The 20,686-nt window shown below is 53.6% G+C and carries 24 protein-coding genes; 17 read left to right on the top strand and 7 right to left on the bottom strand.

Going from position 1 to position 20,686, the window contains the following annotated elements; all coding sequences use genetic code 11:
- Positions 1-35: 35 nt before the first annotated feature.
- The gene (locus M467_RS28595) at positions 36-350 is read right to left on the bottom strand and encodes a thioredoxin family protein (RefSeq protein ID WP_021067643.1); all 315 of its coding nucleotides are present in this window, start codon (positions 348-350) and stop codon (positions 36-38) included.
- A gap of 128 nt (positions 351-478) precedes the next feature.
- On the opposite strand from M467_RS28595, the gene M467_RS28590 reads away from it, so the two are divergent.
- Positions 479-1,018 carry a PadR family transcriptional regulator gene (locus M467_RS28590; RefSeq protein ID WP_021067642.1) on the top strand — a complete coding sequence of 180 codons (540 nt, stop codon included), beginning with the start codon at positions 479-481 and terminating at the stop codon, positions 1,016-1,018.
- A gap of 3 nt (positions 1,019-1,021) precedes the next feature.
- Here the strand turns inward: M467_RS28590 and M467_RS28585 are convergent, their stop codons facing one another.
- The gene (locus M467_RS28585; RefSeq protein ID WP_021067641.1) at positions 1,022-1,852 is read right to left on the bottom strand and encodes an aldo/keto reductase; all 831 of its coding nucleotides are present in this window, start codon (positions 1,850-1,852) and stop codon (positions 1,022-1,024) included.
- A 76-nt stretch (positions 1,853-1,928) separates the two neighbouring features.
- On the opposite strand from M467_RS28585, the gene M467_RS28580 reads away from it, so the two are divergent.
- Together M467_RS28580 and fur are read left to right on the top strand one after the other, a co-directional pair.
- Positions 1,929-2,459, top strand: coding sequence for an NUDIX domain-containing protein (locus tag M467_RS28580; RefSeq protein ID WP_021067640.1), 531 nt, complete (start codon positions 1,929-1,931; stop codon positions 2,457-2,459).
- Positions 2,460-2,571: 112 nt separating this feature from the next.
- Entirely contained in the window at positions 2,572-3,051 is a 480-nt protein-coding gene (gene fur / locus M467_RS28575; protein WP_016509373.1) for a ferric iron uptake transcriptional regulator, read from the top strand.
- A 46-nt stretch (positions 3,052-3,097) separates the two neighbouring features.
- Here the strand turns inward: fur and M467_RS28570 are convergent, their stop codons facing one another.
- The 4 genes from M467_RS28570 to M467_RS28555 are packed head-to-tail and all read right to left on the bottom strand — an operon-like array spanning position 3,098 to position 6,515.
- Positions 3,098-3,934, bottom strand: coding sequence for a Cof-type HAD-IIB family hydrolase (locus tag M467_RS28570; RefSeq protein WP_021067639.1), 837 nt, complete (start codon positions 3,932-3,934; stop codon positions 3,098-3,100).
- Between the two features lie 12 nt (positions 3,935-3,946).
- Positions 3,947-4,327 (bottom strand): VOC family protein, encoded by a 381-nt coding sequence (locus M467_RS28565; RefSeq protein WP_021067638.1) that lies wholly within the window; start codon positions 4,325-4,327, stop codon positions 3,947-3,949.
- Positions 4,324-5,505, bottom strand: a complete 1,182-nt coding sequence (locus M467_RS28560; protein ID WP_021067637.1) for an MFS transporter — start codon at positions 5,503-5,505, stop codon at positions 4,324-4,326. The genes M467_RS28565 and M467_RS28560 overlap by 4 nt, the downstream gene beginning before the upstream one ends.
- An 11-nt stretch (positions 5,506-5,516) precedes the next feature.
- On the bottom strand, positions 5,517-6,515 hold the full coding sequence (locus M467_RS28555) for an ROK family transcriptional regulator (RefSeq protein ID WP_021067636.1): 999 nt from the start codon (positions 6,513-6,515) through the stop codon (positions 5,517-5,519).
- A 225-nt stretch (positions 6,516-6,740) separates the two neighbouring features.
- Between M467_RS28555 and xerD the strand changes: the two genes are divergently transcribed.
- The 6 genes from xerD (at position 6,741) to M467_RS28525 (ending at position 11,969) form a co-directional block, all read left to right on the top strand.
- Positions 6,741-7,625, top strand: coding sequence for a site-specific tyrosine recombinase XerD (xerD, locus tag M467_RS28550; protein ID WP_021067635.1), 885 nt, complete (start codon positions 6,741-6,743; stop codon positions 7,623-7,625).
- 23 nt (positions 7,626-7,648) lie between these two features.
- Positions 7,649-8,815, top strand: coding sequence for a phosphopentomutase (gene deoB / locus M467_RS28545; protein WP_021067634.1), 1,167 nt, complete (start codon positions 7,649-7,651; stop codon positions 8,813-8,815).
- A gap of 13 nt (positions 8,816-8,828) precedes the next feature.
- Positions 8,829-9,638, top strand: coding sequence for a purine-nucleoside phosphorylase (locus M467_RS28540; RefSeq protein ID WP_021067633.1), 810 nt, complete (start codon positions 8,829-8,831; stop codon positions 9,636-9,638).
- A 28-nt stretch (positions 9,639-9,666) separates the two neighbouring features.
- Complete coding sequence (locus M467_RS28535) at positions 9,667-10,968, top strand: pyrimidine-nucleoside phosphorylase (protein WP_021067632.1); 1,302 nt, start codon at positions 9,667-9,669, stop codon at positions 10,966-10,968.
- Between the two features lie 114 nt (positions 10,969-11,082).
- On the top strand, positions 11,083-11,523 hold the full coding sequence (locus tag M467_RS28530) for a peptidylprolyl isomerase (protein WP_021067631.1): 441 nt from the start codon (positions 11,083-11,085) through the stop codon (positions 11,521-11,523).
- Positions 11,524-11,612: 89 nt separating this feature from the next.
- Positions 11,613-11,969, top strand: a complete 357-nt coding sequence (locus M467_RS28525) for a GNAT family N-acetyltransferase (RefSeq protein ID WP_021067630.1) — start codon at positions 11,613-11,615, stop codon at positions 11,967-11,969.
- Between the two features lie 12 nt (positions 11,970-11,981).
- Here M467_RS28525 and M467_RS28520 read toward each other — a convergent pair whose 3' ends face one another.
- Entirely contained in the window at positions 11,982-12,452 is a 471-nt protein-coding gene (locus M467_RS28520; protein WP_021067629.1) for a DUF309 domain-containing protein, read from the bottom strand.
- Between the two features lie 78 nt (positions 12,453-12,530).
- On the opposite strand from M467_RS28520, the gene M467_RS28515 reads away from it, so the two are divergent.
- The 8 genes from M467_RS28515 to M467_RS28480 all read left to right on the top strand — a co-directional run bounded on the left by M467_RS28515 (position 12,531) and on the right by M467_RS28480 (position 20,676).
- The gene (locus M467_RS28515; protein ID WP_021067628.1) at positions 12,531-13,298 is read left to right on the top strand and encodes a segregation and condensation protein A; all 768 of its coding nucleotides are present in this window, start codon (positions 12,531-12,533) and stop codon (positions 13,296-13,298) included.
- Positions 13,276-13,869, top strand: coding sequence for an SMC-Scp complex subunit ScpB (gene scpB, locus M467_RS28510; RefSeq protein ID WP_021067627.1), 594 nt, complete (start codon positions 13,276-13,278; stop codon positions 13,867-13,869). Before M467_RS28515 ends, scpB begins: the two co-directional genes overlap by 23 nt.
- Entirely contained in the window at positions 13,870-14,628 is a 759-nt protein-coding gene (locus tag M467_RS28505; protein ID WP_021067626.1) for a pseudouridine synthase, read from the top strand.
- Between the two features lie 136 nt (positions 14,629-14,764).
- A complete protein-coding gene (locus M467_RS28500) occupies positions 14,765-15,346 on the top strand; it encodes a redoxin domain-containing protein (RefSeq protein WP_021067625.1) in 582 nt (193 codons plus the stop codon).
- A gap of 19 nt (positions 15,347-15,365) precedes the next feature.
- Positions 15,366-16,913: a cytochrome c biogenesis protein ResB gene (resB, locus tag M467_RS28495; protein ID WP_021067624.1), complete on the top strand. Its 1,548-nt coding sequence runs from the start codon at positions 15,366-15,368 to the stop codon at positions 16,911-16,913.
- On the top strand, positions 16,913-18,097 hold the full coding sequence (ccsB, locus tag M467_RS28490; RefSeq protein WP_021067623.1) for a c-type cytochrome biogenesis protein CcsB: 1,185 nt from the start codon (positions 16,913-16,915) through the stop codon (positions 18,095-18,097). The genes resB and ccsB overlap by 1 nt, the downstream gene beginning before the upstream one ends.
- 159 nt (positions 18,098-18,256) lie before the next feature.
- Positions 18,257-18,973: a response regulator transcription factor gene (locus tag M467_RS28485; RefSeq protein WP_021067622.1), complete on the top strand. Its 717-nt coding sequence runs from the start codon at positions 18,257-18,259 to the stop codon at positions 18,971-18,973.
- Complete coding sequence (locus M467_RS28480; protein ID WP_021067621.1) at positions 18,973-20,676, top strand: sensor histidine kinase; 1,704 nt, start codon at positions 18,973-18,975, stop codon at positions 20,674-20,676. The genes M467_RS28485 and M467_RS28480 overlap by 1 nt, the downstream gene beginning before the upstream one ends.
- The last annotated feature ends 10 nt before the right edge of the window (positions 20,677-20,686 follow it).

Genomic DNA, 20,686 nt, shown 5'->3' with positions numbered 1-20,686 from the left:
ACGAAAAAAGACGACCATGACGGTCGTCTTTTTGTTTAGTCGTTCAACGCATCGAGGAACGAGCGGATTTGCATCTCTGTCTTGGCGTTCGCCGAGTGGAGATGCTCTTGTTTGACGCCTTCTTTATAGAAGAGAAGCGAGGGAATGCCCCGTACTTCTTGCGCGTCCGACAGTTCCGGCAATTCGTCGCGGTCGACGACGTACCAGTTGAACTGTGGGTAGTCTTTGACGAGCTCGTCGACGTACATGTCGAGTCGACGGCAGTCAGGGCACCATGACGTCGTGAAGACGACCATGCCTTTATCTTGAATGGCTTCTTGGAATTGCTGATCGGATTGAATCGGTTTCATAAAAAATCTCTCCCTTCACGTATATTGTCTGTGTAATCGCAATGGGCGTCAACCGATTGGCATTCTCGGTCGCGCTGCAATATGTGATACACTAATAAAAATAGAACCGCAAGGGATAGGTGATGGTTATGGCGTTACGTCATGCACTACTCGGGTTATTGACCCATCAACCCGCTACCGGCTATGCCTTGAACGCGACGTTCAAAGCGCAAATGATTCATTTTTGGCACGCCCATCATACACAGATTTACCGTGAACTGTTAAAAATGGAAGACGAAGCACTCGTCTCCTCTGAGCATGTGGCCCAACATGATTTACCGGACAAAAAGATTTACTCGATCACCGACACGGGACGTCAAGAGTTGATCGACTGGTTGCGGCAACCGACCTCGTACCAACCGAAAATGAAAGACGAGAACTTGCTCCGGGTCAGCCTGTTGCAGTTGCTCCCGCTCGACGAGGCGATTCGCTACGTCGAAGAGACGAAAGCGCATCACGAGCAAGTCGCCCATCAAATCCGGGCGTTTCAAGCGGCCCATCAGTCCGAGGCCGATACGCTCGGCTATTTACTGACGAGCGAGTATGCGATTCGGATGATGGAAAACTACGCCGGTTGGGCCGATTGGGCCATCGAACAAATGAAACAACGTGACACCGATGCGACCTGACGTTCAGGTCGCATGTTTTGTGTAGGGGTGAATAGGCAGCCGTGCCAACAGCTCATCAAGTTTGTCCGAATCGACGTCGGCTTGATTGGCGGCAATCAATTCGTTCAATTGATCGACCGAAGAGGCACCCGGCAGGACGACGGCACACGTTCGTTTCGCGGCGGCAAGGGCGTAAGCTTGAATCGGCGTCGGGATCGTCGGCAACACGTCGCGTAACTCTGATGCAGTCCATGCTTCGAAGCCTTTGTCCGTCAAGCGCTCGGACCACTCGGCGGTCAATAGTCCTTTGGCGAGCGGTCCGCGCCCGACAATCGGGATGTCGAGGTCGAGTGATTCGACGCGACGATCGAGCAACGAATAGGGTGTCATCAAGACGTCGAGTTCACCGTGCTCGAGCCAATAGCGAATGACGTTCGGACGAATCGAGGACAGTCCGATTTGTCGGACGACCCCGGCTTGTTTTTGCCGGCGCATGAAGGCGATCGTCTCATCGAGGTCGTCCTCGATCGTGCCGCCATGGACGTAATATAAATCCAAATAGTCAGTCTGGAGACGTTCGAGCGAATCGGCGAGCGCCTGCTCCAAATACGCGGCGCTCGGATCCCAGCGCATCCCATCCTCCGTTCGCACGTTCCCGCCCTTGCTCGTCAAGAACAGCTCGTCCCGGCGTCCGGCAAACGTCGAACCGACTAGACGTTCCACCTCGAAGTGATCGTAGACGTCGGCCGTATCGAAATGCCGAATCCCAGCGTCGTAGGCGGCCTCTAGAATCCGACGACCTTCTGCTTCCCCGTGTTTTAAAATCGACATGGTTCCTAATCCTAACTCTGCCATTGATAATTCCTCCTTGTTCCGTCTGACGATATGAATCATAATCACAGTATATAGGAAAAGTGAGGGGTACATACAAATGGAAGAGAAAACGATTGAACGGGAAGTCATTTACGAAGGAAAGATCTTTAACGTTGAGAAACACGTCGTCTCGCTCCCGAACGGAGGGACCTCGGTCCGCGAGCTCGTCTACCATAACGGGGCCGTCGCCGTCCTCGTCGTCGATGAAGACGATCGCATCGTCCTCGTCGAGCAGTACCGGAAAGCGTTTGAATCGATGTCACTCGAGATTCCGGCCGGTAAATTAGAAGTCGGTGAGGAACCGCTCGCGAGCGCGAAGCGCGAACTCGAAGAAGAGACCGGTTATACGGCCGAGACGCTCGAAAAAATCTTCTCATTTTACGGGGCACCCGGTTTTTGTAGTGAACGGGTCGATGTCTATGTCGCCCACGGCTTGACGGCCGGTACGATGAACCTTGATGAGGACGAGTTTTTACAAGTCCAACGCTTCACGTTCGACGAGGCGGTCGACTTGCTGGCGAGTGGACGCATCACTGACGCGAAGACGATTATGGCGATTCAGTGGTGGCAATTATCTAAATTGAAATGATTCTAAACTAGAGTGAGTTATGTTACACTTACATAGGAATCATTTTAATTTGAAAAACCGGACGAACTTCGGTATGCTTTGAATAGTGAATTATGCTAAGAGGGGGCGCCTTATGGAAACGCGAATTGAACGGATCAAACAGCAATTGAGCGCCAAAGGATATAAATTGACACCGCAACGAGAATCAACTGTCCGGATTCTACTTGAGAATGAGACGGACCATTTGAGCGCAGAGAACGTGTTCATGCTCGTCAAAAGCATCGCACCGGAAATCGGGCTCGCGACCGTCTATCGGACGCTGGAGCTATTGACGGAGCTCGGTGTCGTCGACAAAGTCAACTTCGGTGACGGCGTCGCCCGTTTCGACCTCAGACCAGAAGGCGCGAACCATTCGCACCATCATCTCGTCTGTGTCGAGTGCGGTTCGGTCGAGGAGATCATGGAAGACTTGCTCGTCGACGTCGAGAAGAAAGTTGAAAGCAAATACGAATTTTTAATCAAAGATCATCGCTTGACGTTTCACGGCATCTGTAAAGTTTGCCAAGCCAAAGGCGTCACGCTCGAGGGTCATAAAGCAGTCATCAACGGATAAAGCAAGACAGGCAGCCCCTCAAAGGCTGCCTGTCTTTTGTATGTCGTCACGTCGTCAAGTAACGGGACAAGACGGTGGCGATCCCGTCTTCATTGTTCGATGTCGTCACTTCCGTGGCGATGGTCAAGATGTCCTCGACGGCGTTGCCCATGGCGACGCCGATGCCGGCATACTCGATGATCGACCGGTCGTTATGCCCGTCACCGAACGCGATGACATGCTCGCGGTCAATCCCAATCTCCCGGAACACATGATTAAGTGCCCGGGCCTTGTCGATTCCGAGATCCGTGAACTCATAGTACATGGCGGCCGTGAACATGCCGGTGACGCGGTCCGTGAACGGTCCGGCGAGAGAAGCGGCATGCGCCTGCAGATAGTCAGGTTGTCCCGCGACGAGAATCTTATAGACGGGGAAATGGATGGCGTCGGCGAGACGGGGTGCTTCCCGTAATCGGAACCGACCGCCGCGCGACTCATATTCGATGATATTGAACGGCTCACCGTTCAACTCGAGCATGCCGTTGAAGACGTCATTGACATACATATACGTCTCGTCATTGATCATCGGAATGACGTCGAAGCCGGTCAAATGATCCAAAATGGCACGAGCGTCGTTCGGATGAATCGCCTGTTCGAACAATGTTTCATTCGTCGCAGCATCCGTGACGCACGCCCCGTTCGAGGAGACGATGAGTCCCCCGTATTCATGCAGTCTGAGCTCTTCGGCGAACGGTTCGATGCCCCGTTTCGGCCGGCCGGAGGCGAGTACGACTTTTTTGCCTTCCGCCTGGAGGTCGAGCAATATCTGTTTCGTGCGCGATGAAATCATCTTCTGGTCGGTCAATAACGTTCCGTCAAGGTCGAGTAAAATCGCCTGAATCATCGTCTCATCTCCTTAAATCGTCAATTCAAGTTTATTTTGTTCGGGGTCGAGCAGGACACTTTCATAATAACCGTCTCCCGTCGTCCGCGGTCCGTCGATGAGCGGATACCCGTCGACTTCGAGTCGTCGTGTCAACGCATCGACCGCCTCTTTGCTACCGAGCGCGAACGCGATATGCGCGTAGCCGATCGTTTCGCGTGGTGTGCCTTGGACGTCCGGGCGTCGCATCAACTCGAGCCGGCATGTCGAATCAGGGAACGTCAGAAAATAGGATTCGAACTGTTTTTGTTCGTTCGTATACTTGTCGTTTGCAGTTGCCCCGAGGTACGTCTCGTAGAAGCGGCGCATCGGTTCGAGGTCGTTCACCCATATGGCGATGTGTTCGATTTTCATGTGAGTTCCTCCTTTGATGGTTGGTGCATGATCGAGTTCAAGCGTTCCGTGTTCAAGAGCATCCCGAGCATGATCAAGACGGTCACGAGCGGGAATAGGCCGAGCGACGTCTGAGACACGATGAGTCCGAATAGCGGTGGCAGGAACGTGCTGCCCGTGTAGGCGAACGCCATCTGGAAGCCCATCAACCGTTTTGCCCGTTCCTTCCCGAACCGCTGCGGCGTCTCATGAAGCATGCTCGGGTAAATCGGGGCCAAGCCTAGCCCGATACAAATCAATCCGATCAACATCGCTCCGGTCGCCGGAATGAGAAACACGAGGCTACCGATTAAAGCGAAGGTTTGCCCGAGCCGAATCATTTGTCGATTCGTGAAGCGGAACGAGAGGAACCCGCTCAGGAAGCGACCGAGCGTGATGCTGCCGTAATAGATTGACACCCACGTCGCGGCCGTCGCGACAGAGAACTGTTTCATCTGGACGAGATAACTGCTGGCCCACAGGCCGATGAGCGCCTCAATCCCACAATAGAGCAGGAACGTGGCTAGCGCATACGAGAGGCCTTTCGGCATCTTTCGTTCGAGCGCGGTCACGGCCGTCTCTTGTCGTTCGAGCGTGGAGGGCTCCGTTTTGTTTTCGCGCTTCCAGAGCGGGAACGACAGGAGCAGGAGGAAGGCGAGCGCGAACTGAATCAACGCGACGATTAAATAGCCGTCACGCCAACCGCTCTCCGTCAAGACACCGGCCATGACGAGCGGTCCGCCCGTCGCTCCGACGCCCCAGAAACAATGGAGCCAGTTCATATGGTGCGCCTGATGGTTTTCTGCGACGTAATGGTTGAGCGCGGCATCGACCGCCCCGGCACCAAGTCCGAGTGGAATCGATAGGACGAACAGCCAAATCAAGGACGGGGCCGCGTAAAAGCCGAGCAGGCACATTGCCGTCACGAGTCCGGAGCCGAACGTGACTTGCTTCGTATCGAAACGTTCGAGCAACCTACCGCTGAGTAGGCTCGATAAAATCGTGCCTGCAGCAATGGTCATAAAAATCCATCCGGCCATCGAGATTGGGGCGTTGAACTCGACGTGCATCAACGGCCAACTGACACCGAGCAAGGCGTCGGGCAGGCCAAGACTGATAAAGGCAATGTAAATCACGGTCAATAATAAAAATCCTGTCATAGTTCACCTCTTCAAATCGATTCAAGGATCAACCCGACGCAACGTCGAGCTAAGCCTGCGAAATAATCTTCCTCCCATATGCCGATCAATAAATCTGGGGTGTGAGCCGCCGGAATATGACGCTGGCAGGCGTGCCGAATCCCCTCCAACTCGGTATCGACGAGATCAACGTCCGAAAAAATGATGGCGTGCGGATTGAGTGTCGCGGTGAAGGTCGCGACGAGCCGACCGAGCGCATCGAGCGCGGCGTCCGACAATGGGGCCGGGGCCGACCGCTCACTCGCTATCCGGTCATGAAACGTCGAGTCGTCATAGAGCGGTAGAAACGAGATCTCCCCGCTGAACCCGGTCTTTCCACGGATGAGCTGTCCGTTGATGAGAATCCCGGCACCGGGTCCGTTTTTTCCCAGATAGATGTAGACGATTGACTGGTCGCCAGTGAGTTCGTGCGTGTGTCCGTATCCATAGACAGCCGCGTTCATGTCGTTCTCGATGACGGCAGGGCGAGCGGTGCGTGACTCGACCCAATGTTTCAAGTCGAGGTGTGCGAACGTCGTATAGTCCGGGGCGAAGATGACCGTCCCGTCCGCGACGGCCGCCGCGACACCGATGGAGATCGCACTCACGTCGGAGGTCTGGTCCAACTGTCGATCGAGTACCGCACCGAGCGCACCAAGGTGGTCCCCGTCTAGAATCATTTGCGTCCCGTCGTCAATCGTTGCGCCTTTGCAATCGATGAGACGATAGCGGACGACCGTCTTCTCGACGTATAGCGTCAATCCGTGCGTGAACCGCTCATTATAGATGTAACGTTTGGCAGGGCGTCCGCCGCGTGAGTCCTCAAATCCGTGTTCGAACACTTCACCGGCTTGCATCAACTGCTCTAACTGCTTCTTGACGGTCGGAAAGCTGAGCCGGGTCGCCTCCGAGATGGCGGCGACGGTCGAGCGGCCGTTCAAGACGAGTTGCCGTCTGACGGCGACCGTCAGATTAGTAGTGGTCTGGTCCATGGACGACTCCTTCCTAACTTTTTAAATTGGTTTAATAAGTCGACTTGAGTGTATCAAATTGTGACGAGATTCGTAAGCCCCCAATCGGAAGGAAAGCGTAAAAACCTCACCAAAATCCGTCACAAAAAAGCTTTAAAAAAAATGAGGTCAGACGTCTTCACAACGGTTTACATAAGTGATATGATGTAAGCGTATTCAGGTGTAACGAGAAAGGAGGGGGATGTCATGCGTTCGCAAGTCGAGTCATTTTTGCAGTACATGACGGTAGAAAAACGAATGTCAACGAACACGAGACAAGCCTATGCGAGCGATTTGACCCAGTACTTATCGACGTTGACCCAACTCGGGGTGACCGAATGGAATGAAGTCACGCGGGCACATATCGTCAAGCATATGGAAGAGTTGTCGCAAGCCGGTCGGGCCGCCTCATCATTGCGGAGGGCCGTCAGTTCGATTCGGACGTTCCATCATCATTTAAAGATGACGGGTGGGGCAACGACTGACCCGGCGCTCTATTTAGAGACGCCGAAAGCAGAGCGCCATCTGCCGGACACGTGGTCGCAAGACGAAGTCGAGCGGTTACTCGACAGCGTTCCGACGTCAGACCCGCTTGCGCTGCGCGATCGGGCCATGCTCGAACTGCTCTACGGCACGGGCATGCGCGTCAGTGAACTTCTTGGGCTCGATTTGGATGATTTACAGTTCGAATTGGGGTATCTACAGTGTGAAGGCAAAGGCGAGAGTGCCCGGATTATCCCGGTGTCATCGGTCGCCCAAAGTTTTGTCGAACGCTATATCCAGCAGGCGCGTAACGGGCTCGGTGGTCGGGAGACCGAGGCGTTGTTCTTGAACGGACGTGGCGGCCGGCTCAGTCGTCAAGGATTCTGGAAGATGATTAAACGACGGGCCAAAGAGGCTGGCATTCAAAAAGAGATCACGCCGCACGTGCTCCGGCATTCGTTCGCGACACACTTGCTTGAGAACGGCGCCGACCTTCGGGCCATCCAACAGATGCTCGGGCATGCAGACCTCTCCACGACTCAAATTTACACACATGTCAATAAGGCACGACTTCATGATGTCTATCGAAAACATCACCCGCGTGCGTAACGACACCAAAGGAGGAACTTTTTGTGAAGAAATTTAAACGTATTTTCTTGGTCGTCATGGACTCGGTCGGAATCGGGGAGTCCCCGGATGCCGATCAGTTCGGCGACGTCGGTTCGGACACGCTCGGACATATCGCCCGTGAGCATGGTGGTTTAAACATGCCGCATATGGGCCGTCTCGGCTTGTCGAACATTAAGCCGATTGAAGGAATCGAATCATCGGAGACGCCTAGCGCCTACGGACGCATGGAAGAGATTTCAGCAGGTAAAGACACGATGACCGGCCATTGGGAGATCATGGGCCTTCATATCGATACGCCGTTTCGCGTCTTCGAAGAGTTCCCGGATGACTTGATCAATCGTCTCAAAGAGTTCAGCGGTCGTGACATCATTGGCAACAAGCCGGCATCAGGCACAGAGATTTTGGATGAGCTCGGTGAAGAACACGTCAACACGGGCGCCTTGATCGTCTACACGTCGGCTGACTCTGTGCTTCAAATCGCGGCGCATGAAGAAGTCGTCCCGCTCGACGAGTTGTATCGCATCTGCGAATACGCCCGTGAAATCACGCGCGAAGACCCGTACATGCTCGGTCGCATCATCGCCCGCCCGTTCCTCGGAACACCTGGCGCTTGGGTCCGTACGTCGAACCGCCACGACTATGCGCTCAAACCGTTCGGCAAGACGGTCATGAACACGCTCGAGACGGCCGGGAAAGACGTGATCGCCCTCGGGAAAATCAGCGATATTTACGACGGCGAAGGCGTCACGAAAGCGATTCGGACGAAGTCGAACATGGACGGGATGGACAAGCTTGTCGAATCGCTCGATGAAGACTTCGAAGGACTCTGCTTCTTGAACCTCGTTGACTTTGACGCACTCTTCGGTCACCGCCGTGACCCAGAAGGCTATGCGATCGCGCTTGAAGAGTATGACGCCCGTCTACCAGAAGTGATGGAGAAGTTGCGTGAAGACGACTTGCTCATCATCACGGCCGACCACGGGAACGATCCGACGGCACCAGGCACGGACCATACGCGTGAATACGTGCCGCTCATCGTTCATCATCACGGCGCGACAGCAGTCGACCTCGGGATTCGAGGAACGTTCGCCGACATCGGCGCCACAGTCGCGGATAACTTCGATGTCGATGCACCAGTACACGGAAAGAGTTTCTTAAACGAAATTTGAGGAGGCACTACTCATGGTAAATTGGAACGAAACAAAGGCATTTTTACAGGAACGCATGAACGGAACACCAGAAATCGGACTCATCCTCGGCTCAGGACTCGGCGTCCTCGCTGATGAAATTGAAAACGCGGTCAAAATCCCTTACGAGGACATCCCGCACTTCCCGGTATCGACCGTCGAAGGACACGCTGGACAACTCGTCTTCGGTGACCTCGAAGGAAAACGCGTCGTCGCGATGCAAGGACGATTCCATTTCTATGAAGGTTACTCGATGGAACAAGTCACGTTCCCGGTCCGCGTCCTCAAATTGATCGGTGTCGAGACGCTTATCGTCACGAACGCGGCTGGTGCTTGCAACGAGTCATTCAACCCGGGCGATTTGATGATCATCACGGATCACATCAACTTCTTCGGCACGAGCCCGCTCATCGGCAAGAACGCGAGCGACTTCGGGACACGTTTCCCAGATATGTCAGAAGCGTACGATAAAGAGCTCGTCACGTTGACGGAAGGTGTCGCTGCGAAGCTCGGCCTCTCGATTCAAAAAGGCGTCTATTTCGGAAACACAGGTCCGACATACGAGACACCAGCTGAAGTGAAGATGGCACGCCTCCTCGGCGGCGACGTCGTCGGCATGTCGACGGTACCTGAAGTCATCGTGGCCCGTCATTCGGATATGCGTGTGCTCGGCATCTCGTGCGTGTCGAACATGGCAGCCGGGATTTTAGATCAACCGCTCAACCATGAAGAGGTCATCGAGACGACAGAACGCGTCCGCCAAGACTTCCTTTCACTCGTACGCGGCACGATTCAAAGCATGTAACCACTACCCAATTAGGAGGACGAAACTTATGCGCATGGTCGATTTGATTTTGAAAAAACGTAACGGTGGCGAATTAAACGAAGAGGAGATTCGCTTCATCATCGAAGGCTTCACGAACGAGACGATTCCTGATTATCAGATGTCGGCCCTTTCAATGGCTATTTACTTTAACGGCATGACAGAGAAAGAGACGGCAGCCTTGACGATGGAGATGGTCAAGTCTGGTGACGTCATCGATCTTTCGAACATCCAAGGTAAAAAAGTCGATAAACACTCGACCGGCGGTGTCGGTGACAAAATCAGCTTAATCGTCGCTCCGCTCGTCGCGTCAATCGGCATTCCGGTCGCGAAGATGAGCGGGCGCGGTCTCGGCCACACGGGCGGGACAATCGATAAGCTCGAATCGTTCCCTGGCTTCAACGTCGAGTTGACGGAAGAACAGTTCACGAAGCAAGTAAACGATATCAAGATGTCAATCATCGGTCAGACGGGTAACTTGACGCCTGCCGACAAACGTCTTTACGCACTCCGTGACGTGACGGCGACGGTCGATTCAATCCCGCTCATCGCGAGCTCGATCATGTCGAAGAAAATCGCGGCCGGTGCCGACAGCATCGTCCTCGACGTCAAGACGGGTTCAGGCGCGTTCATGAAGTCGTTCGATGATGCAAAAGCGCTCGCTGAAGAGATGGTCGCCATCGGGAAGAACGTCGGCCGTCAAACGGTCGCCGTCATCACGGACATGGACCAGCCGCTCGGTTTCGAAATCGGGAACGCGAATGAAGTGAAAGAAGCGATCGAAGTCCTATCGGGCAAAGACGTGAACGACTTGAAGACGATTGCCCTCACGATCGCCGGCCATATGGCTGTACTTGGCGAGTTCTATCCGACGTTCGACGAGGCGTACGCTGACCTGGAGAAACGGATGGCGGATGGTCATGCCCTCGAAGTGTTCCGTCAGTTCGTAGCGGCACAAGGTGGCGACGCGTCGCTCGTCGATGACTTGTCGAAACTTCCGCAAGCGAAGTATGAGACGACGTTCGTCGCGAAACAAGCGGGTTACGTCGAGTCGATTATCGCTGACGAAGTCGGTGTGGCAGCGATGCTCCTCGGCGCAGGTCGGGCGACAAAAGATGATCAGCTCGACTTTGCGGCTGGGATCACGCTCGAGAAGAAAGTCGGTGACAAGGTCGAAGCCGGTGACGTGATCGCCGTGCTCCGTTCGAACAAAGAAGATATGACGTCTGCGCTCGAGCGGATGGACCACGCGTATACGATCGGTGCGACAGAGCCGGAGGCCCGTCCACTCGTCCACGCTGTCATCCAGTAAGTAGCAAGTCAGAACGTCTGTTTCCACAAAATAGTGGAGACAGACGGTTTTTTTTGATAGAATGGGCAATGTGTGAGTGAGAAAGACAATATGAACATAAAGGGGTAACTTGATATGAAAAAAGGATCAATGAAATTAGAGAACGGCGAAATGATCGAATTCGATTTGTTCCACGATGCGGCACCGATCACGGTTGAAAACTTCGAGAAGCTCGCGAACAGCGGTTTCTATAACGGTTTGACGTTCCACCGGGTCATCCCAGGCTTCGTCAGCCAAGGCGGCTGCCCAGAAGGCACAGGCATGGGCGGCGCAGGCTACACGATCCCATGTGAGACGTCGACGTCGTTCCCGTACAAGCATGAAGCCGGTTCGCTCTCAATGGCGCACGCTGGACGCAACACGGGCTCGTCACAGTTCTTTATCGTCCATGAGCCACAACCGCACCTTGATGGCGTCCACACGGTCTTCGGAAAAGTGACGTCTGGCCTCGAGCACGCGGTCAAACTTCGTCAAGGCACGAAGATGGCCGAAGTCAAAGTTTGGGACGAGAATTGATTTCTGCCTGAATGTTATGACACAATGAGCCATGTCTCTCACGTGTTCACTTAGTGAAACATGAATGACTAAAGGTGGTGAAACCAGCGATGCTGGTGAAATATAAACAATCGTACGAAAAGACGGCGATGGGCTTGCTCGCGTTCTCATGTAGCGACAAATCTCCGCTCGCCTTGCTCGAACTCGTCCGATCCTACGAAGAAGACCCTGCCAAATTCCTTTATCTCTGGAGAGTCGGGGAAGACTTCGTCGGGATCATCGGGATGGAGCAACAAGAGACGACGATGTTCATCCATCATATTGCGTTGTCTCCGTCGTTCCGTGGCGAGAAACGTTCCTATGAACTGCTCGATGAGACCCGGAACTTATTGCCGCTCGACTTGAAGCTCGTCGGTCAAGGCAAGACCGGGGACTTGCTCGATAAATGGAATCAAGTCGTCATCTAAAAAAAGCTAGGCTCAGCGCCTAGCTTTTTTGCGTGCCTCGAGCGCCCGGAGCCGCTCGGTGACGACCGGTGTCCGGTCTCGATACATATGTTTATGGACGAGCTCGTCAAACGTGAGCGCGGTCGGTTCGAATGTCGGTTTCAAGCGCTCGATTTGTCGGCGCGTCGATTTGTCGAGCGGCAACGTCTCGGGGAGCGGCCAACACTCCAAATCCTTGGCGAACGTTTCCACATCGATGCCGTGCCCCTCGAGCTCGGTCGCGGCCAGCCCAAGCTTCTGTTGTAACGCCGCGATGCTCTTTTTCGCACCGGCCGTATTGCCGCGGCGGGCATGGTAATGGGCGACGGCGTACTGAATCAAGGCGGCGTAACCTAAATCTTGACGGCCTCCGTCTTGCCATGCTTCCTCGAGCACTTCGTGGCATTCGAAATAATCGGCATGGCATTCAAACAAGAGCGTATACTGGATTAAAGGCGTTGACATCAAATTTCTCCTTTCGTGGTCACGGTACTACAAAACATGTTATACTAAAGCGCAAAAATGTAAATGGCAGGTGTCTCTATGGAAGCGTACAACGTCAAAATCGATACGTTCGAAGGTCCGCTCGACTTGCTGCTCCACTTGATCGGCAAGATGGAGCTCGATATCGCGGACATCTCTGTCTCCGAGGTCACGGACCAGTATGTCGCCTTTATCCGGACGATGCAAAAATTTGAGCTCGATGTGGCCAGTGAGTATTTGGTCATGGCGGCGACGTTGCTCCAATTGAAGAGCAAGCAGCTGTTGCCACCGGTACCGGTCGAAGAGGATGACATTCCTGACTTCGGCGAAGAACCGACCCGCGAAGGGTTGATTCGACAGTTGATTGAATATAAGGCCTATAAAGAAGCGGTCGTGTTCATGCGCGAGCAGGAAGAGTCTCGGCTCGAACTGTACAGCCGTCCAGGCGAAGATTTTACGCGCTATATGTCCGACCTCGTCCAACCGTATGACGGACCGCTCAACTTCTCGGACTTGTTGCACGCCTATTCGAAGATGGTCGAACGCAAGCGGTGGAAAGAACGCCGCAAGAAGACGATCAAGCGCGAAGAACGGACGCTTGAGGAGCAGATGACGCGGTTGCACGAGCACGTCTCGGCAGCAGGGACGACCTCGTTCTTTTCGTTTTTTGAAGAGCGGCCCGATGTCTCCGACCTCGTCGTCACGTTCATGGCGTTGCTTGAGCTAATCAAGTTGCGTGTCGTCACGACCAAACAAGAAGAACGGGACATTCAAATCTCGTTCGTCGAATCATCAAAGGAAAGGAATGAAGCCGTTGCTGTCTTATGAAACGATTATTGAGAGTCTACTGTTCGTCGTCGGCGAAGAAGGGATGGAAGTGCGTGCCCTCGCGGATACGCTCGACATTTCGGAAGCCGCCGCCCGCGAACAGTTGAGTAAGCTAGAAGTATCGTTTAAAGACTCCGGTCGCCCGTTCCAATTGATTGAATCGGCGGGCGTGTACAAGCTCGTGACGGTCCCCGAGGTATCCGAGTATATTCAGCGTTACGTCGGCACGATGGCCGAACAAGCGTTGTCTCGGGCCGCGATGGAGACGCTCGTCATCATCGCGTACAAGCAACCGGTCACCCGGGCCGATATCGAAGAAGTTCGGGGCGTCAAAGTCGAACGCGTCATTCATACGCTGTTATCAAAAGGGTTGATTGAGTCGGCAGGCCGTGCCAAGACGATCGGACGGGCTAAGTTGTACCGCACGACCGAGCATTTCCTGGACCATTTCGGGTTTAATTCACTTGATGAATTGCCCCCATTAACGTTTGAAGACGAGCTCTCGGACGAAGGCGATTTGTTCTTCGGCCAGCCGTCTGCGATTATGCAAGATAGATTGGAGAATGAATAAATGGAACGTTTACAAAAAGTGATTGCCCAAGCAGGTGTCGCCTCACGGCGCAAAGCCGAAGAAATGATTTTAGATGGACGGGTCCGCGTCAACGGGAAAGTCGTGCGCGAACTCGGGACGAAAGTCGGACCGAAGTCTGAAGTCGAAGTCGACGGTGTGAAAATCGAACAAGAAGAGCATGTCTACTATGTCCTCTACAAGCCGAGCGGTTACGTCTCGACGGTCGAAGACGATAAAGGTCGTAAAGTCATCACCGACCTCGTCCCACCCGGATCACGTGTCTTCCCGGTTGGACGTCTGGACTATAACACGACGGGACTCATCATCTTGACGAACGATGGAGAGTTCTCGAACATGATGACCCATCCGAAGTTCAAAATCCCGAAACGCTATGTGGCGAAAGTGAAGAACATTCCTTCGTATATCGCGATGAAACAACTCGAGTCGGGCGTCGAGCTCGATGACGGATATAAGACGGGCAGTGCCCAAGTGAAGATGAAGACGGTCGACCATAAGAAAAACTCGGCCATTCTAGAAATCGTCATCTCGGAAGGCCATAACCGTCAAATCCGCCGCATGCTCGAAGCAGTCGGTTCGGAAGTCATCAAATTGAAGCGCGAACAGTTCGGTTTCTTGACGCTCGACGGTCTCACGACGGGCGAATGGCGTGAACTGTCACGCAAAGAAGTATCCAAGTTGCGTGAACTTGCCAACCCGACCGTACCCCCTGTACAACGAGGCAAGAAAAAGAAAAAATAACAACTAAAAAATCGTCCTGAGATAGGATGATTTTTTAGTTTGTGGAGATTGTGTGACAAAAAGATGAAAAAAGTCTGTTAATGTGCGTTTTTGGTGTTTTTTCAGTACAATAACAACTGAAGGATGGTGTGAACTCATGACGAAAGAAACAAAGTCGGGTGATCGCATGAATCAGGCGATGGCCCATAAGAAAAAACGGTCATTTTGGCGGCTCATGATCATGACGATGGTCCTGTTCGCAGGAGCGGTCGTCATCATGCAATTGATTGAACAAGCCGGTAACGACGGACGGGTCGAGGCCGGTGACGATGCGCCGAACTTCAAGCTCGTCAGTTTAGACGGGACGACGATGGTCGAGCGCGAGACATACGACGGCAAAGGGCTGCTCGTGAACTTCTGGGGCACGTTCTGTGAACCGTGTGAGAAAGAGATGCCGGTCGTCCAGGACAACTATGCGGCCCTTCAAGACATGGGCGTCGATTTTTGGGCGGTCAATGTCGGTGAGACACCGCTCCGAGTCGATAACTTTGTGAACGACCTCGGCGTCAAGCTCGACTATCCGATTTTGATGGACACGCGCAGCGAAGTCGAGAAGGCGTACGGGATTTATAACTTGCCGGTCACGTTCGTCATCGATGCCGATGGCAAAGTGATTGAAAAGTACGAAGGTGAACTCACGAAAGAGAAACTGATGGAGTTGGCCGAGAAGTCATTGTAAGCGAACGGGGGGCGCACATATGCTAGATATGAAATACGACGGCGCCGATTTACGATCGAAGCGTCGTCCACGGTCATGGATTGACCGGGTGTGGAGCTTTTTTGCATCGGTCAAGGTCGGTCTATGGCTCATCGGGCTCATCATCGTCGGATCGGCGATCGGAACGATTTTCCCGCAAGAGATGTATATTCCGCAACAGTTGCCGGCGAGCCAGTATTATACGGACGAGTACGGGACACCGGGAACGATTTATTACACGTTAGGATTCCATAACCTCTATACATCGTGGTGGTACATCACGTTGATCGTCATGCTGACGTTATCGCTCATCGTCGTGTCAATCGACCGATTTTTCCCGCTATATAAAGCGTTGAAAAACCAGCCGGTCCGACGTACCGATCGCTTCATGCGCGGACAACGTCTGATTGGGGAAGGCAAAGGCTCGGACGAACAAATCGATGCGTTCGGCGACGCCTTAAAAGCGAAGCGCTATCAAGTGAAGCGTGACGGCGACGCCTTACTCGCCGAAAAATACCGTTTTGGCCGTTGGGGCCCATACGTCAACCACATCGGGCTCGTCATCTTCTTCATCGGGGCGATGCTACGCGTCTTTCCGGCATTCCATACGGACACGCTCGAATGGGTGCGCGAAGGCGATACGGTTCCGCTCGAGGCGACGGATGATGAATATTATCTCCGCAACGATCAATTTATTTTAGAGATGTATGATCCGGAAAACAACGCCGAAGATGCGAAGTTTGCCGAGGCAATCGAAAAAGCGGGTGCTGTCCCAAAAAACTATGAGACGGAATTGACGCTGTTCAAGAAGACCGGAACGAACGAGGACGGATCGCCGCAACTCGAGGAAGTCGATACCGGTTCGACGAAAGTGAACCATCCGTTCAAGTTTGAAAAATATGAAGTGTATCAAGAACAGTATTCGAGTCGTCCAGAGTTCTTGTCAATGTCATTCAACGTCGCTGATAAAGAGACAGGCGACGTGTATGGACCGTTCACGGTCGATTTGACGAATCCGGAGACGACATACGACCTCGGTGACGTCACGGTCAAACTGAACGACTTATACCCGGACTTTGAAGTCAAGGACGGCCAGCCGAACACGAAATCGCCACGGGCGCTCAACCCGGCCTTCTTCATGGCGATTGACACACCGGACGGCACGACCGAATCGAACTTGATCGGGATTCGCTTGAACGTTGCCGACGAGGAGAATCGCTATGCGGTCCAATTCGCCGGGACGGAGATGGCGAGCACGAGCGGTCTTCGCGTCAAGAGTGACTCGACGTATCCAGTGTTAATCGTCGGGGGAATCATCTTCATGGTCGGGATCGTGATGGGTATGTATTGGCCGCACCGTCGCATCTGGATTCGCCGTCACGGCGAGACGGACGTGCTTGTCGCCGGTTTCACGAACAAGAACCCATCTTCACTTAACCGCGAAATCACACCGCTCCTAGAGAAACATGGCCTGCCGATCTGGGAAGATCAGGCACGGTTTGAAAAAAAGACAGACGACAACTCAACCAATGAAAGAGGGGAATCATAATGGAGTGGATTCAGTGGAGCAGTCGTTTGCTCTTCATCGCGTTCATCCTGTATGCTGTCGCGACCGTGTTGTTCACGATCGCGGTCAGCGGGATGCGCAAAGACCGCAACGTCAACCGTATCGCCTATGGAAAGTATGCGTTCATGCTGGCGGTCATCGGCTTTATTGCCCAAATGGGATATTTTATTTTACGGTGGGTTGGGGTCGGCTATGCGCCGGTATCGAACCTATACGAATACACGACGTTCTTCGGAATGATGATGGTGCTTGGCTTCCTCGTCGTGTATGGCATTTATAAGAATGATGTGCTCGGGTTGTTCGCCATGCCGGTGGCGTTGCTCGTCATCGCGTTCGCCTCGATGTTCTCGAGCGAAGTGGCACCGCTCATCCCAGCCTTGAACAGTGTCTGGTTGAAGATTCACGTCACGACCGCAGCGCTCGGACAAGGGATTCTGGCCATCAGCTTTGCATCAGGCCTCATCTTCTTGCTAAACGAGACATCGATGCGCGAGCAGTCGAAGTCTCGGACGTGGCTTGAAGTCACGATGTTCGTACTCATGTGTACGCTCGGCTTCATTCTCGTCTCGATGCTCTTCAAGGCGATTGGCGCCGGTGGCGTCGTCGAGTTCACGAACGATCGCGGAACGCAAGAGTCGTATGAGTACTTCATGCCGATGCTGTTCGTACCGGAAGGGGCGCAACTTGTCTCTGGTGCCAGCGGCTTGTCACTCGAGTTGCCGACGTTCATCAACACGTTGAAATTGAACACACTCATCTGGTCGGTCATCGCCGGCGTCGTGATTTATGTGTTGCTCCGTTTCGTCATCTTACGCAAGCGCGTCGCCGAGGCGTTACAGCCGCTCGCGAAAAAGGTCGACCTCGACCTCGCTGACGAGATCAGTTACCGTTCGATCGCCATCGGCTTGCCGGTGTTCATTCTCGGGGGCCTCATCTTCGCCATGATTTGGGCCCAAATCGCCTGGAACCGTTTCTGGGGCTGGGACCCGAAAGAAGTGTGGGCGCTCATCACGATGCTCATCTATATCTATTACTTGCATATGCGGATCCAGCGTGGCTGGACGGGAACGAAAGCGGCTTGGCTCTGTGTCGGTGGATTCGCCGTCATCATGTTCAACCTCGTCTTCGTCAACCTTGTCATCGCCGGTTTGCATTCATATGCGTAAACAAAGAAGTCACTCCGGTGGCTTCTTTTTTCATGGCGCTATCAACTGACCGTTGTGAAGCCAAATAATAGAGTGGTATAGTTATGAAAGAGAGCGAAATGTTCACAATTGTGCAACAATCGCTACATCTTGTAATGGTTCGATTAGGAGGTTTAGTGGATGGCTAATAAAACAAAAATTTTAGTGGTCGACGACGAGGAAAGAATTCGCCGCCTATTAAAAATGTATTTGGAACGGGAACAGTACGTGATTGTCGAAGCGACGAACGGGGAAGAGGCGTTACAGCTCGCCCTCGAGCATAATTTCGATGTCATCTTGCTCGATTTGATGATGCCGAAAATGGACGGTGTCGAGGTGTGTACCGAACTTCGCAAATCGAAAGCGACGCCGGTCATCATGTTGACGGCGAAAGGGGAAGAAGTCGACCGTGTCCAAGGGTTCGAGGTCGGGGCCGACGATTATATCGTCAAACCGTTCAGCCCGCGTGAGGTCGTCCTACGCGTCAAGGCGCTCCTCCGCCGTTCAGGATCGACCAAATATTTACGTACGGCTGAAAAATCAAAAGACTTAATCGTCTTCCCGCATTTGACGATCGATAACGACGCGCACCGTGTCACGGTCGACGGAGAAGAGATTGCGCTCACGCCGAAAGAATATGAATTGTTGTTCTTCTTGGCCAAGCAAGTTGACAAAGTGTTCTCACGGGAACAGCTATTAAAAGAGGTCTGGAACTATGAATTCTTTGGAGACCTTCGAACGGTCGACACACACGTGAAGCGACTCCGGGAAAAGTTGAACCGGGTCTCTCCAGAAGCCGCGCACATGATTACGACGGTATGGGGTGTCGGTTACAAGTTCGAAGTCGTCAGTGAGTGATGATTCGCCGCAATAGCATCGTCACAAAGCTGTGGTTGACGATTCTCGTGTTGGTCAGTCTTATCTTGTTCATCGTCTCCGTTCTGATGCTCGAGTTTTTCAACTCGTTTCATATTGATCAGGAACGAGGCCATTTGGCCAAACTCGGGGGACAAGTTCAATCCGTACTGCTCCAAGAAGGGGACGCATCGCGGACGGTTGATCAAATCATCGAAGTGTACGGCGCCAACTATATATTGGAGAACGGGACGGTCCGCTCGAATTTCGGGACCGAAGTAGATGGGCTCATGACCGAACTCGGACGTCAAGACTGGGAAGCGTATCAAGCCGTCGGAGAGACGTCGATCGGGAACTTCTCGTCGTTTGACGACCAGGCCGCGCTCGCATACCGGACGACGTTCTCACTCGAGACGGGCGAGTATACGCTTTATTTGATTGAACCGCTTGATGCGATCTCGAGTGCGAACGAAGGGGCCCGGACGATCATCTTTTGGACGGTCGCCTCGGCCATCATCGTCACGACCGTGTTCGCGTTCTTCTTATCGACGCGCATCACGGCACCGCTCCGGGAGATGCGCGACGCCGTCAACAAGACAGGGGAAGGGCAGTTCGACCTGCGCCTCGTTCAAAAGTCGAACGATGAGATCGGCGAACTGGCCGGCTCGTTCAACGCGATGAGCAGCCAGCTGTCTACGTATGTGAACGCGCTCGATCGGGAACGGCTACAATTGGCCTCGATTTTACGGTCGATGGCCGATGGGGTCATCACCCTCGACCGCCATGCGAACGTCATCGTGACGAATCCGCAGGCCCAACCGCTCCTCATTGACGAGCAACCGCACGAAGTCGTGTTGTCGCTCTATGAGGACGTCGTCGCCGGGGCTCCGGAGAAGACGATCGAAGTGAAACAGCTCGACCATTACTACACGTTGACCGTGACACCGCTTCTTGGCGAGGACGATTTCGAAGGGGCCGTCGTCGTCATCCGTGACACGACAGAGAGCCATCGCCTCGACAAGATGCGGACCGATTTCGTCGCCAACGTCAGCCATGAACTCCGGACCCCGCTCGTGACGCTCCAAGGGTATTCCGAGGCGATTATCGACGGTATGACCGAGAGTGATGATGCGACGAAAGAATTCGCGTCCATCATCTATGATGAGTCACTCCGGCTCGCCCGTCTCGTCAACGATTTACTCGACTTGGCACGGATTGAATCAGGCAAAGAGACGATGCAATTCGCAACGTTCGACCTCGGTGAGTTTTTACCGCGCGTCATGCGCAAGTTCAACCAGATGGCGAACGAGAAAGGGATCACCCTCTCGACTGAGGCTCCGCGTCACACGATTGAGGCGGACGGGGACCGATTGGAACAAGTGTTCACGAATTTGATCGGCAATGCCATCGCACATACCGAGTCCGGTTCGATTCGACTCGAAGCGAGCGCAGAAGAGACCGGCTTCATGATCCGTCTGTCTGACACGGGCAGCGGCATCCCGAAAGAAGATTTACCGTTCGTGTTCGAACGGTTTTACAAAGCGGATAAAGCACGGACGAGCGGCGGCAAGGCGGGTACCGGTATCGGTCTCGCCATCGTCAAGAACGTCATCGATGCCCATCACGGCACGGTCGACGTCTCAAGCGCGCTCGACGAAGGGACGACGTTCACAATCCGTCTCCCGTACACGCAACCGCAGGCATAACGACAATGGT

The sequence above is a fragment of the Exiguobacterium chiriqhucha RW-2 genome, assembly GCF_000416965.1.
Classification (GTDB): Bacteria; Bacillota; Bacilli; order Exiguobacteriales; family Exiguobacteriaceae; genus Exiguobacterium; species Exiguobacterium chiriqhucha.
This window is presented reverse-complemented; position numbering and strand designations above follow the sequence as displayed.

Excerpts from the sequence above, each read along its gene's own strand:
- M467_RS28595 (WP_021067643.1), bottom strand. The coding sequence starts at position 350 with ATGAAACCGATTCAATCCGATCAGCAATTCCAAGAAGCCATTCAAGAT.
- M467_RS28590 (WP_021067642.1), top strand. The coding sequence starts at position 479 with ATGGCGTTACGTCATGCACTACTCGGGTTATTGACCCATCAACCCGCT.
- M467_RS28585 (WP_021067641.1), bottom strand. The coding sequence starts at position 1,852 with ATGGCAGAGTTAGGATTAGGAACCATGTCGATTTTAAAACACGGGGAA.
- M467_RS28580 (WP_021067640.1), top strand. The coding sequence starts at position 1,929 with ATGGAAGAGAAAACGATTGAACGGGAAGTCATTTACGAAGGAAAGATC.
- fur (WP_016509373.1), top strand. The coding sequence starts at position 2,572 with ATGGAAACGCGAATTGAACGGATCAAACAGCAATTGAGCGCCAAAGGA.
- M467_RS28570 (WP_021067639.1), bottom strand. The coding sequence starts at position 3,934 with ATGATTCAGGCGATTTTACTCGACCTTGACGGAACGTTATTGACCGAC.
- M467_RS28565 (WP_021067638.1), bottom strand. The coding sequence starts at position 4,327 with ATGAAAATCGAACACATCGCCATATGGGTGAACGACCTCGAACCGATG.
- M467_RS28560 (WP_021067637.1), bottom strand. The coding sequence starts at position 5,505 with ATGACAGGATTTTTATTATTGACCGTGATTTACATTGCCTTTATCAGT.
- M467_RS28555 (WP_021067636.1), bottom strand. The coding sequence starts at position 6,515 with ATGGACCAGACCACTACTAATCTGACGGTCGCCGTCAGACGGCAACTC.
- xerD (WP_021067635.1), top strand. The coding sequence starts at position 6,741 with ATGCGTTCGCAAGTCGAGTCATTTTTGCAGTACATGACGGTAGAAAAA.
- M467_RS28540 (WP_021067633.1), top strand. The coding sequence starts at position 8,829 with ATGGTAAATTGGAACGAAACAAAGGCATTTTTACAGGAACGCATGAAC.
- M467_RS28535 (WP_021067632.1), top strand. The coding sequence starts at position 9,667 with ATGCGCATGGTCGATTTGATTTTGAAAAAACGTAACGGTGGCGAATTA.
- M467_RS28530 (WP_021067631.1), top strand. The coding sequence starts at position 11,083 with ATGAAAAAAGGATCAATGAAATTAGAGAACGGCGAAATGATCGAATTC.
- M467_RS28525 (WP_021067630.1), top strand. The coding sequence starts at position 11,613 with ATGCTGGTGAAATATAAACAATCGTACGAAAAGACGGCGATGGGCTTG.
- M467_RS28520 (WP_021067629.1), bottom strand. The coding sequence starts at position 12,452 with ATGTCAACGCCTTTAATCCAGTATACGCTCTTGTTTGAATGCCATGCC.
- M467_RS28515 (WP_021067628.1), top strand. The coding sequence starts at position 12,531 with ATGGAAGCGTACAACGTCAAAATCGATACGTTCGAAGGTCCGCTCGAC.
- scpB (WP_021067627.1), top strand. The coding sequence starts at position 13,276 with ATGAAGCCGTTGCTGTCTTATGAAACGATTATTGAGAGTCTACTGTTC.
- M467_RS28505 (WP_021067626.1), top strand. The coding sequence starts at position 13,870 with ATGGAACGTTTACAAAAAGTGATTGCCCAAGCAGGTGTCGCCTCACGG.
- M467_RS28500 (WP_021067625.1), top strand. The coding sequence starts at position 14,765 with ATGACGAAAGAAACAAAGTCGGGTGATCGCATGAATCAGGCGATGGCC.
- resB (WP_021067624.1), top strand. The coding sequence starts at position 15,366 with ATGCTAGATATGAAATACGACGGCGCCGATTTACGATCGAAGCGTCGT.
- ccsB (WP_021067623.1), top strand. The coding sequence starts at position 16,913 with ATGGAGTGGATTCAGTGGAGCAGTCGTTTGCTCTTCATCGCGTTCATC.
- M467_RS28485 (WP_021067622.1), top strand. The coding sequence starts at position 18,257 with ATGGCTAATAAAACAAAAATTTTAGTGGTCGACGACGAGGAAAGAATT.
- M467_RS28480 (WP_021067621.1), top strand. The coding sequence starts at position 18,973 with ATGATTCGCCGCAATAGCATCGTCACAAAGCTGTGGTTGACGATTCTC.